The 11309-nt window shown below is 64.6% G+C and carries 7 protein-coding genes and 1 pseudogene; 6 read left to right on the top strand and 2 right to left on the bottom strand.

Going from position 1 to position 11309, the window contains the following annotated elements:
* Nucleotides 1-591: 591 nt before the first annotated feature.
* The 5 genes from Q8R73_RS23690 (at nucleotide 592) to Q8R73_RS23670 (ending at nucleotide 7612) form a co-directional block, all read left to right on the top strand.
* A complete protein-coding gene (locus Q8R73_RS23690; RefSeq protein WP_305721973.1) occupies nucleotides 592-1257 on the top strand; it encodes a protein-L-isoaspartate O-methyltransferase in 666 nt (221 codons plus the stop codon).
* Nucleotides 1258-1484: 227 nt separating this feature from the next.
* A complete protein-coding gene (locus tag Q8R73_RS23685; protein ID WP_305721972.1) occupies nucleotides 1485-2891 on the top strand; it encodes a TolC family outer membrane protein in 1407 nt (468 codons plus the stop codon).
* A gap of 346 nt (nucleotides 2892-3237) precedes the next feature.
* Nucleotides 3238-4029: a PopZ family protein gene (locus Q8R73_RS23680; RefSeq protein ID WP_305721971.1), complete on the top strand. Its 792-nt coding sequence runs from the start codon at nucleotides 3238-3240 to the stop codon at nucleotides 4027-4029.
* 184 nt (nucleotides 4030-4213) lie between these two features.
* Nucleotides 4214-7078 carry a valine--tRNA ligase gene (locus Q8R73_RS23675; RefSeq protein ID WP_305721970.1) on the top strand — a complete coding sequence of 955 codons (2865 nt, stop codon included), beginning with the start codon at nucleotides 4214-4216 and terminating at the stop codon, nucleotides 7076-7078.
* A gap of 147 nt (nucleotides 7079-7225) precedes the next feature.
* Nucleotides 7226-7612 carry a VOC family protein gene (locus tag Q8R73_RS23670; protein WP_305721969.1) on the top strand — a complete coding sequence of 129 codons (387 nt, stop codon included), beginning with the start codon at nucleotides 7226-7228 and terminating at the stop codon, nucleotides 7610-7612.
* A 19-nt stretch (nucleotides 7613-7631) separates the two neighbouring features.
* Here the strand turns inward: Q8R73_RS23670 and glgX are convergent, their stop codons facing one another.
* Together glgX and Q8R73_RS23660 are read right to left on the bottom strand one after the other, a co-directional pair.
* On the bottom strand, nucleotides 7632-9872 hold the full coding sequence (gene glgX, locus Q8R73_RS23665; protein WP_305721968.1) for a glycogen debranching protein GlgX: 2241 nt from the start codon (nucleotides 9870-9872) through the stop codon (nucleotides 7632-7634).
* 96 nt (nucleotides 9873-9968) lie between these two features.
* A pseudogene (locus Q8R73_RS23660) lies at nucleotides 9969-10202 on the bottom strand (outer membrane protein); the annotation flags it as partial.
* A 44-nt stretch (nucleotides 10203-10246) separates the two neighbouring features.
* Between Q8R73_RS23660 and Q8R73_RS23655 the strand changes: the two are divergent.
* Complete coding sequence (locus Q8R73_RS23655; RefSeq protein WP_305721967.1) at nucleotides 10247-11017, top strand: helix-turn-helix transcriptional regulator; 771 nt, start codon at nucleotides 10247-10249, stop codon at nucleotides 11015-11017.
* The last annotated feature ends 292 nt before the right edge of the window (nucleotides 11018-11309 follow it).

The following is an 11309-nucleotide window of genomic DNA, read 5'->3' as shown; positions in this document are numbered from 1 at the left end:
ATGCTCTACCGCTGAGCTACCGAGGAACAGGCGAAACAATCGTTCGCAAGCCGGCTGCGTATAACAAAGCCTTCCCGGCTTGCAAAGGACGAAATAGCCCGCTCCAACGCGACATCAAGTAGGTTGCGAAACTGCCTGCGGCACAACGATTTATTGTCGTTGCGGCGATTCCGGCGTCTGGCCCTTCGATGTCCGACCTCGGCATTCCCCGGGGATCAGCCGCCAGAAGGGCCCTTTCGTCGGGGGATCATTGAGGAACCGGACCTGAGGGGTTGTGGTGATTCGATACCAGATGTCCTGAACATCCCGCAAAACCGGCGCCGTCGATCGTTCCAATCGATCTTCCGGCGCTGAGGGACGATGAACGCCTGTCCCGGCTGGCCCGGGCCATCGCCGAGCCCGATTCCGTAACACGGCGGAGAGGGCAGCTCGCGGTGCATCGAGGAGGAGGATGTCGGGCAACGAGAGGCGAGGCGGCGCCCCCCGCTTTCTGGCGCGCTCGCGCCATGTTGCGTTTTGGCGGTCCTTGTTCCAAAGATGGCGCGGTTTCGCTCCTGCGGGCTCCGTCCGCACCGCATGCAAGGTTCGCTCATGTCCGGTTTTTCGACCGCGCGCCAGAAGATGGTCGATGGCCAGGTGCGCCCCAGCGACGTCACCGATATCCGGATCCTCGATGCAATGCTGGCGGTGCCGCGCGAGGCGTTTGTCCCGGCCAGCCGGCGCGCGCTGGCCTATCTCGACCTCGATCTCGATGTCAGCGAGGGGGAGTCGGCCAAACGCTTCCTGATCAAGCCGGTGGTCACGGCCAGGATGCTGCAGGCAGCCGAGATCAGGCCTGGCGACAACGTCCTGGTGGTGGGGTGCGCGACCGGCTATGCGGCGGCGGTCATTGCCCATCTGGCCGGGCAGGTTACGGCGACCGAGAGCGATCCGTCGCTCGCGGCCACCGCGAGGGATGTGCTGGCCGGGCTCGGCCTGGCCAATGTGACGGTGCGGACGGCGGCTGCCGCCGCGGGCGATTCGGCCAACGCGCCCTATGATGTGATCGTCCTCAATGGCGCGACCGAGATCGTGCCGGACCGGCTGTTTGGCCAGCTCAGGGAGGGTGGCCGCCTGGTCGGCGTTTTCGCCTCCACACAGCCGCCGCGGGCCACCCTGGTGACGCGCTCACATGACGATTTCGGGAACCGGACGCTGTTTGACGCCGCGGTTCCGGTTCTTCCCGGGCTGGAGCGGCTTGCCGCCTTCGTTTTCTAGCTGTTTTCCAGCCCGTTCCGGCCTGTCCGGGCTCACAACCGGCAAAGCCCTTTGCCGGTCAGCAGTGTGGCCCAGATGCCCCACGTCGAGAGTTTCCGCAGCATTGGGGTGCGGGGGTGGTTCCGTAGCGCGCAGGTGCGGAATAAGGTGAGCCGGGACTCACTGGACTAAAGCGACGTCAGGCTCACCGTTCGAGCCGGCGAACAGGAATGAATGGATTTCAAGGGATGCGTGGTGTGAAGGTCTTCACCGGAGCTGCGGCTGCGGTCCTTCTGTTGGCATGGATGGGCCCGACATCGGCCCTGGCCGACACCATTGAGGCGGCGCTGGTGCGCGCCTACCAGAACAATCCGCAGCTCAACGCGCAGCGCGCCTCGGTCCGCTCGACCGACGAAAACGTCCCGCAGGCATTGTCCGGCTATCGCCCCCGCGTCGCGATCACCGGCAGCGCCGGTTACCAATACACCGACACCCTTTCGACCTCGGGCGGCACGCCCACCACCATCGTCCGGACCGGCATCCACGGCGCCAACTCGCCGCGCAGCATCGGCACCACGGTCACGCAGACGCTGTTCAACGGACAGCAGACCGCCAACCGGACCCGCGCGGCGGAGAGCCAGGTTTCCGGCGCGCGCGAAGCGTTGCGGGTGCTCGAACAGACCGTGCTGCTGCAGGCCGCCACCATCTACATGGACTATCTGCGCGACTCCGCGATCGTCGAGGTGCAGAAGAGCAACGTCCGCGTGCTCGAACAGACGCTGAAACAGACCAAGGACCGCTTCAGCGTCGGCGAAGTCACGCGCACCGACGTCGCGCAGTCCGAGGCGCAGCTCGCCGCCGGCAAGACCCAGTTGCTGACTGCCGAAGCCAACCTCAACACCACGCGGTCGAACTTCCGCCGCATCATCGGCAACGAGCCGCAGGCTCTCGCGCCGGGTTCGCCGGTCGACCGGTTTCTGCCGGCAACGCTGGCCTCCTCGGTCGAACTGGGGTTGACCCAAAATCCCAACGTGACCGCCGCGATGTTCGGCATCGACGTCAGCTATCTCCAGGTCAGGGTCAACGAAGGCGCGCTGTTGCCGACCGTGACGCTGCAGGCCTCGGTGCAGCAATCCTACGAACAGACCATGACCGTGCAGCGCTCGTTCGGCGCCTCCGCGATCGCGCAGCTGTCGGTCCCGGTCTATCAGGGCGGCGCCGAATACGCGCTGATCCGCCAGTCCAAGGAAACCCTGGCGCAGCAGCGCCTCAACCTCGAACAGGTTCGCGACCAGACCCGCGCCAATGTGGTGACGGCATGGGGGCAGCTGGTGGCGGGCAAGGCGCAGGTGCAGTCCGCGCAGTCGCAGGTGTCTGCGTCCGAGATCGCGCTCAACGGGGTGCGCGAAGAAGCCAAGGCCGGACAGCGCACCACGCTCGACGTGCTGAATGCGCAGCAGGCGCTGGTCAACGCCCGCGTCGCGCTGGTTACCGCGCAGCATGATCGCGTGGTCGCGTCCTATGCCGTTCTCAACGCCGTGGGACGCCTATCGCCAGTGGTGCTCAAGCTGCCCACCACGGTCTACGATCCCAGTGTGCATTATCACCAGGTCCGCGACAGCTGGTTCGGCGTCCGCGTTCCCGACGGTCGCTGATCGCCACCATCGCCGCATGATCGCAGGCCGCCGCCTCCAGCGCTTGCGAGCGTGAAAGGGCGGCGCGTTGCTTGCAATCAATTGTTGCCATGACATACCGTTATTTGAGGCAGCAGGGCGATTCGCGCCGCATCTGGGGTCAGCATCCGAGCTGCCAGGAACTTGGCCGCGTCGCTTCGGTGCTTCAGGCAGGGACGGGATCCCGAACGGTGTGTTGAGCGGCGCTTGATCTGGGGACAAGTCAGGCTTGTGCGGTGAAAATCCCGGCCTGCATCTTCAGAACCGGCAAATCCTGTCTGGCTTGGTGTAAAACGCACCTGAGGGCGTTGATGATGTGGAGTCGGCGATGACGCAACCTGCAAAGGTCCAGGAACCCTCGATGGAGGAGATTCTGGCGTCGATCCGTCGTATCATCGCCGATGACGAGGCCAAGCCGCCGGTTGCCGACAAGCCCGCCAGCCCGGCGGCGCCTGCGAAGCCGGCCGCTGCGGCGCCCGCCGCCAAGCCCGCTCCCAGGCCTGCCACCATGACCGACATTCCGCCGTCGGCGATTGCCGCGGCCGCGAAGCCCGCAGCCCCGCCTGCCAAACCCGCAGCCCCTCCGCCAGCTCCCGCCGCGCCGGCAGCCGCGGCCGCCGTATCCAACAGCCAGGACGACATCGACGCCCTGCTCAACGGTCTCGACGAGGCGACCTCGCCCGAGGAGATCCGCCCTCCCATGCCCGACGGCGATGTGTTCGAACTTACCGACGACATGGCGGTCGCGATGGCGGAGACGCCCCCGCCACCGCCGTCCCCGCAACCTTCGTTCCGGAAGGTCGAACCGCAGGACGATCTGGAATTTACCGAGGCCGCCCGCGCGGCGCCGCGGCAGCCGGCCTTCGAGCCGCCGCCGTTTGAAAGCGAGGCGCCGCCGGTCCAGCAGATCCTGTCGCGCACGACCGTGTCCGCGGTGGAATCGGCCTTCAACTCGCTCGCCAATACCGTGCTGAGCAACAATGCGCGGACGCTGGAAGACCTGGTCAAGGAAATGCTGCGGCCGATGCTGAAGTCCTGGCTCGACGACAATCTGCCGGGCATGGTCGAGCGCATCGTCAAGGCGGAAATCGAGCGGGTTTCCCGCGGCGGCAGGACATAATCCTTTCGGCCTGGCGGGACCAGCCCGCCCTCGGCCTCTGACCGGCCCTCAATGGTCACAGATCCGGCCTGATCCTGCGTCTGGCGGCCCCGTCGTATCGACTTGTCGGGTTGACTTGGCGGGTTGACTTGGCGCGTTCCGGCGTCTTTCTAACCCGTTCCACAGCCCAAAGATTGCATCCGCGATGATCGAGAAAAATTACCAGCCCGCCGATATCGAAACCCGCATGGCCCGCCTCTGGGAGGAAGCCGGCGCGTTCAAGGCCGGCCGTCCCGAACGCCGTGATGCAAGGCCCTTCACCGTGGTGATCCCGCCGCCGAACGTGACGGGCTCGCTGCATATGGGGCACGCGCTCAACAACACGCTGCAGGACATTCTCTGCCGCTTCGAGCGGATGCGCGGCCGCGACGTGCTGTGGCAGCCCGGCACCGATCACGCGGGAATCGCGACCCAGATGGTGGTCGAGCGGCAGTTGATGGAGCGCCAGGAACCGGGCCGCCGCGAGATGGGCCGCACCAAATTCCTCGAGCGCGTCTGGCAGTGGAAGGCCGAGAGCGGCGGCGTCATCGTCAACCAGCTGAAGCGGCTCGGCGCCTCCTGCGACTGGTCGCGTGAACGGTTCACGATGGATGAAGGGCTGTCGCGCGCGGTCGTCAAGGTGTTCGTCGAGCTGCATCGTGCAGGCCTGATCTACAAGGACAAGCGGCTGGTGAACTGGGATCCGAAATTGCTGACCGCGATTTCCGATCTCGAGGTGCAGCAGGTCGAGGTCAGGGGCAACCTGTGGTATCTGCGCTATCCGCTGGAAGGCAAGGCCTTCCATCCGGACGATCCCGCAACCTTCATCGTGGTCGCCACCACGCGGCCTGAGACGATGCTGGGCGATACCGCGGTCGCGGTGAATCCGGACGACGAGCGCTATGCGGATCTGGTCGGCAAGTACGTCATCCTGCCGCTGGTGGGACGAAAGATTCCGATTCTGGCCGACGAATATTCCGACCCCGAGAAAGGCTCGGGCGCCGTCAAGATCACGCCGGCGCATGATTTCAACGATTTCGAGGTCGGCCGCCGGCATAACCTGCCGCAGATCAGCGTGCTCGATCAGGAGGGCTGCCTCGCGCTGGTCGACAATGAGGATTATCTGCGCGACCTGCCGGAAGGCTCGGCGCAACTTGCCGAGGAATTGCACAACGTCGACCGCTTCGCCGCGCGGAAACTGATCGTGGCACGGCTGGAGGATTTCGGCTTCCTGGAGCGGATCGAACCGAACACGCATATGGTGCCGCATGGCGACCGCTCCGGCGTCGTGATCGAGCCCTATCTCACCGACCAGTGGTACGTCGACGCCCACACCATGGCGCAGCCCGCGATTGCGGCGGTGCGCTCCGGCGCGACGAATTTCGTGCCGAAGAACTGGGAGAAGACCTATTTTGAATGGATGGAGAACATCCAGCCCTGGTGCATCTCGCGCCAGCTGTGGTGGGGCCACCAGATTCCCGCATGGTACGGCCCGGACGGCAAGGTCTTCGTCGCCGAGACCGAGGAGGAAGCGGTCGGGAACGCGCTCGGCTATTACGTCGAGCAGGAAGTTATCACCCCGGACCAGGGCGCCGAGATGGCGCGCGATCCGGACAGGCGCGAGGGTTTCATTACCCGCGACGAGGACGTGCTCGACACCTGGTTTTCCTCGGCGTTGTGGCCGTTCTCGACGCTGGGCTGGCCCGACGACGAGGCCGACGTAGAACGCTATTATCCGACCGACGTCCTCGTCACCGGCTTCGACATCATCTTCTTCTGGGTCGCCCGCATGATGATGATGGGCCTGCACTTCATGAAGGACGTTCCGTTCCCGACGGTCTACATCCACGCCCTGGTCCGCGACGAGAAGGGCGCCAAGATGTCGAAGTCGAAAGGCAACGTCATCGATCCCCTGCATCTGATCGACGACTACGGCGCCGACGCGCTGCGCTTCACGCTGGCGGCGATGGCGGCGCAGGGCCGCGACATCAAGCTCGCTTCCCAGCGCGTCGAGGGCTACCGCAATTTCGCGACCAAGCTGTGGAATGCCTGCCGTTTTGCCGAGATGAACGGCTGCGCCCTGCCGGCGGATTTCGACGCCACGCAGGCGACCCAGACCCTGAACCGCTGGATCGCGCACGAGACCGCGCGCGCCACGCGCGAGGTCACCGAGGCGATCGAAGCCTATCGTTTCAACGATGCCGCCGCCTCGATCTACCGCTTCGTCTGGAATGTGTATTGCGACTGGTATCTCGAACTCGCAAAGCCCGTGCTGATGGGCGAGGAGGGCGCCGCCAAGTCCGAAACCCTTGCCATGGTGGCGTGGGCGCGCGATGAAATCCTCAAGCTGCTGCACCCGTTCATGCCCTTCATAACAGAGGAATTGTGGGCGGTGACGGCGAAGCGTGACGGCCTGCTGGTGTTGACGGAATGGCCGCGCAAGGCCGGGCTTTCGTCGGATGAGGCCGTGATGATGGCGACCACGGGCCCGAACGAGGGCCTGCTGCCGCCGGTCCTGCTGGCGCTGGATAACGCCGATTTCAGCGATCCCGCCGCCGAGGCCGAGATCGGCTGGGTGGTCGATCTCGTAACCGCCATTCGCTCGGTGCGCGCGGAAATGAACATCACCCCGGCGACGCTGACGCCGCTGGTGCTGGCCGGCGCCTCGGCCGAAACGAGGGACCGCGCGCAGCGCTGGAACGACGTGATCAGGCGGATGGCGCGTCTGGCGGATATTTCCTTCGCCGACCGTCCCCCGGAAGGCGCGGTGCAGTTATTGGTGCGCGGCGAGGTCGCCGCCCTGCCGCTCAAGGGCGTGATCGATCTTGGCGCCGAAAAGACGCGGCTCGACAAGGAACTGGCGAAGGCAGAGGCCGACATCAAGCGGGTGGACGCAAAACTCGGCAACGAGAAATTCGTCGCCAACGCGCCGGAAGAAATCGTCGAGGAAGAAAAGGAAAAGCGCGAGGCCGCGGTGGCGCGCAAGGCCAAGATCATCGAGGCCCTGGAGCGGCTGAAGAACGCGGCTTAGCTTTCCGTCATGACCGGGCTTATCCCGGCCATCCACGTTTCGCCTTCGCGCGTGTCGTCAAGACGCGGATGACCCGGCACAAGGCTGCACAAGGCCGGGCATGACGATTTTCCTGATTGTGTCTCATTCCGTGGATTGTCTTCGCCCATGCTGGACCACGTCTCCATCACCGTGTCGGACATCGCGGCCGCCGAGCGCTTCTACGACGCGATCATGCAGGCACTCGGCGTCGTCAAGGTCGGCCGCCGCGAGGATTTTCTGGGCTTTGGCGAACGCGCGTGCGCGGCCTATCCGGAGCGGGTCTACATCGCCATCTACTTGGGCCCGAAGCCGGAACCAGACTCCCGCCGCCACTGGTGCTTCAAGGCGCGGTCGCGCGCGCAGGTGGACACGTTCTGGCACGCGGGTATCGCTGCAGGCGGTACAGATGATGGCTCGCCGGGCCTGCGCGACTATCATCCGTCCTATTATGCCGCCTTCTTGCGCGATCCCGACGGCAACCGCATCGAGGCGGTGTGCCACCAGCCGGTATGATACGGCCTCAAGCCGGCGATCACGTGCCGGGCAGCGGCGTTTCCATCACGTCGAGGATAGATCCCACGCCCTGGCGCAACCGCCTCGTCGCGGCGTCTTCCGCCGAGAGGCCGAACGCCACCAGCGAGCGCCCGGTCACCGCGTAGTCGTGACCGAACGGGAACGTCGAAAGCTGCGAGGCAGGCTGGTTGGTATCGATCAGTCCCAGCCATTCCTTGCCTTCCGGCACCGAAGGCAGCGTGAAATTCACCACGTCGAAATGGGCGTTGTAGACCAGCAGCAGCGTCGCATCGGATCCCCGGCGCCTGATTCCGCTCTCCTGGGCGCGGCCGTCGAGCAGCATGCCGAAGCAGCGGGCATTGCCGTCGTGCCAGTGGTCGGTTGTCATCTCCTCGCCCGACGGCGACAGCCAGGTGACGTCCTTGACGTCGAGCTCTTCGTTATGCGCGCCGACGAAGAAGCGTCCGCGGTAGAGAATCGGAAAGGCCTTCCGCATGGCGATTACCTTGCGGGTGAATTCGCGCAATGAACGGCCCTGCGACGTAATGCCGAGCCAGTTGAGCCAGGAGATCTCGTTGTCCTGGGCGTAGGCATTGTTGCTGCCATGCTGGGTGTGGCCGAATTCATCGCCCGCCAGCAGCATCGGCGTGCCGTGCGACAGCATCATGGTGGCGATGAAATTGCGCTTCTGGCGCTCGCGCAATTCGATGATCTCGGGATCGTCGGTCGGTCCCTCGACTCCGTGATTCCACGAATGGTTGTTGGAATGGCCGTCCCGGTTCTCCTCGCCATTCGCCTCATTGTGTTTTTCATCGTAGGAAACGAGGTCGTTGAGGTTGAACCCATCATGGGCGGTGACGAAATTGACGCTGGACCAGGGCTTTCGCCCGCGCTTGTTGAAGAGGTCGCCTGAGCCGGTAATGCGTTTGGCGAAATCGGGCAGCACGCCGGAATCGCCTTTCCAGAAGCTGCGCACGGTGTCGCGGAACTTGTCGTTCCATTCCGCCCATCCCGGTGGATACTGCCCCACCTGATAGCCGCCGGGGCCGATATCCCACGGTTCGGCAATCAGTTTCACGCTGGACAGCACCGGATCCTGCCGACAGGCGTCGAGAAATCCGCCGCCTTCGTCGAACCCGTAGGGTTCGCGCGCCAGGATGGTCGCAAGGTCGAAGCGGAATCCGTCGACATGCATCTCGGTCACCCAGTAGCGCAGCGAGTCCGCGACCATCTGGAGGACACGCTGGTGCGAGAGATTGACCGTGTTCCCGGTGCCGGTGTCGTTGATGTAGTAGCGCTTCTGGTCCGGCAGCAGACGGTAATAGCTGGTATTGTCGATACCCTTGAAAGACAGCGTCGGCCCGAGTTCGTTGCCCTCCGCGGTATGGTTGTAGACCACGTCGAGGATGACCTCGATGCCGTGCGCGTGAAACTGGTTCACCATCTCCTTGAATTCGCTCACCATCGGCGACTGCAGATAGCGCGGCTCCGGGGCGAAGAAGGCCAGCGAATTGTAGCCCCAGTAGTTCCGCAGCCCCTTGTCGATGAGATAGCTGTCGTCGACAAAGGCGTGGATCGGCAGCAGTTCGGCGCTGGTGACGCCCAGCGAGCGCAGGTAGGCGGGAATGTTCGGATTGGCCAGACCGGCAAAGGTACCGCGGTCGATTTCCGGCACCAGCGGGTGAAGTTTGGTAAAGCCCTTGACGTGCATTTCGTAGAAGATGGTTCGTTCCCAGGAGATTTCCGGCTTGCGCGAGGCGCCCCAGGTAAAGGCCTGGTCGATCACCCTGCATTTTTGCACCAGCGGCGCGCTGTCGCGCTCGTCGAACGACGTGTCCTTGTCGGCGTGATCGAGCTTGTAGGCGAACAGCTCCGGTCCCCAGCGCAACTGTCCGACCAGCTGCTTGGCATAGGGATCGATCAGCAGCTTGTTGGGATTGAAGCGGTGTCCGGCGTCCGGCTCGTAGGGGCCATGGACGCGGTAGCCGTAGACGGTGCCGGGTCGGGCGGCCGGAAGATAGCCGTGCCAGACCTCGTCGGTGTATTCCGGGAGTTCTATTCGCTCCAGTTCGGTCTCGCCGCTATCGTCGAATAGGCAAAGCTCGACCTTGGTGGCGTTGGCGGAAAACAGCGCGAAATTGACCCCGAGGCCGTCCCAGGTGGCCCCCAGCGGAAACGGCTTGCCCTCCCTGACATTCGAGCGCCGCAGCACCTGCATGGCCTGCGCCAGCGTCTCGTCACCCCGGGTAGTTTTGTTCATGATGCGGCCCCCAAAGAGAGGGAACGGCACTGGCTTCAAACGGTTCCCTGCCGAAATGGCAGGCATCGTCTCGCTGGTTTCAATTTATCTTATCGCTCAGTAGCGCGCCACGACCGGGCCGCCGAAGCGGTAGTTGATCCGGGCGGTGACATAGTCGACGGTCAACCGATCGTTGGACGTTCCCGCCGCGAGGTTGGTGCCTAACCCGTCGGGGATGACGATGGCTGCGGCCCGCGAGCCGAAATCGGAATGGCGGTATTCGGCGGCCAGACTCCACTGATTGGCAAACGCCCATTCGATGCCGCCTCCGACGGTCCAGCCCCAGCGGGTAGTTGAGCCGCTGCTGCTGGCCGAGAATGTGCCGGCGGCGAGACATGCACACGGTGATGCGGCTGACGCTGGCGCACCGCCACAGGTTTCTTACCATCATCAGTCTGGTTCGTCCGCCTTCCGCCGGCGAATTCGACGCCGCGGCGGTCGAGCGATGCCGGGTGTTGATGCCGCATCTGCAGCGCGCGGCGCACATCCGCTTCCAGGTCCAGGACGTCGGCGCGATGCTGGGCGGGCTGGCCGATGTCGCCGACCGCTCGGTCACGGCGGTGTTGCTGCTGGGCCGCGACGGGGTGAGGTTTGCCAACAGCGCCGCACGGGCCATGGCGGCAACCGCCGACGGGTTTCTGCTTCGCGGCGATCGGTTCGAAATTCCTGACCGAAACGCGGATGCCGCATTTCAGCGTCTGGTTGCGGGGGCGGTGGGCGCGCTTCAGAACCTGGATGCACCGCGCGGCGGCGTCGTGCGCCTCGCGCGCCGCTCCGGCAAGGCGAGCTACACGGTCACGGTTGCGCCGGTCAAACGGGAGGCGTCGTGGATCGGGCACGATCCGATGGCGCTGGTGCTGGTCGCCGATCCCGACGTGACGCCGAGTCCCCCTAAGGAAATGCTGGCCCAGCTGTTTTGCTTCACCGCGGCGGAAACCCGCGTCGCCGAACGTTTGATGATGGGCGACAGCCCGGAGCAGGCGGCGGCTTTCCTGCACGTGAAGACCGCGACCGCGCGCTGGCATCTGGCCTCGATCTACCGCAAGACCGGCACCAACCGCCAGGCGGAGCTGGTGAGGCTCTTGCTGTCGCTGGCGATGATGTGAGCCGACGCGTCCCGACTGGCAAATTAGTTCGGGTTATCGGAATTCGTGTCAAGCCCCTCGTGCAAAAATAATTCTGTTTACCAGAAGTGTGGATCGGGCTATATGTCTGACCATCCCGTCCTACTCCGAGGGGCGTTGCGCAAGGTCATCAGTGCGGGACGGGGATGCGGTGGACGCGGATGGCGCTCCTGACCAGAGCGCCTGAAACGGATGCGAAATCGTGCGGTCCTGACACCTCGGTGCTGGTGTCAAGCTTGCGGTAAGACCCGCAAGTGACGGTGGCAAGAAAGCC

Origin of the sequence: Bradyrhizobium sp. (assembly GCF_030697065.1) — a bacterium.
GTDB lineage: Bacteria > Pseudomonadota > Alphaproteobacteria > Rhizobiales > Xanthobacteraceae > Bradyrhizobium.
The sequence above is the reverse complement of the archived record's forward strand: the minus strand, read 5'-3'. Positions and strand labels throughout refer to the sequence as shown.